General features: G+C 50.9%; 4 tRNA genes. All 4 read right to left on the bottom strand.

The annotated features are described in order from the left end of the window. Positions 1-48: 48 nt before the first annotated feature. Positions 49-124: transfer RNA gene (locus tag K5V21_RS19160), tRNA-His, on the bottom strand. Between the two features lie 10 nt (positions 125-134). Then, positions 135-210, bottom strand: a tRNA-Lys gene (locus K5V21_RS19165). Between the two features lie 7 nt (positions 211-217). Continuing rightward, positions 218-294: transfer RNA gene (locus tag K5V21_RS19170), tRNA-Arg, on the bottom strand. Positions 295-300: 6 nt separating this feature from the next. Then, positions 301-374, bottom strand: a tRNA-Gly gene (locus K5V21_RS19175). Position 375: the final 1 nt, after the last annotated feature.

Consider the following 375-nt stretch of genomic DNA (forward strand, 5'->3'; position numbering starts at 1 on the left):
ATACCACAGTCAAAGTGTGGTGCCTTACCGCTTGGCGATATCCCTACATGGGGTGAATGATGGGACTCGAACCCACGACAACCAGAACCACAATCTGGCGCTCTACCAACTGAACTACATTCACCATCATATTTTGGTGCGCCATCAGGGATTCGAACCCGGGACACCCTGATTAAGAGTCAGGTGCTCTACCAACTGAGCTAATAGCGCATAATAATGGTGCGTCTTAAGAGATTCGAACTCCTGGCCCACGCCTTAGAAGGGCGTTGCTCTATCCAGCTGAGCTAAAGACGCATGTATTGGAGCGGGTGAAGGGAATCGAACCCTCGTGGCTAGCTTGGAAGGCTAGAGCTTTACCATTAAGCAACACCCGCA

This window comes from Clostridium sardiniense (assembly GCF_019753795.1).
GTDB classification, from domain to species: Bacteria; Bacillota; Clostridia; order Clostridiales; family Clostridiaceae; genus Clostridium; species Clostridium sardiniense.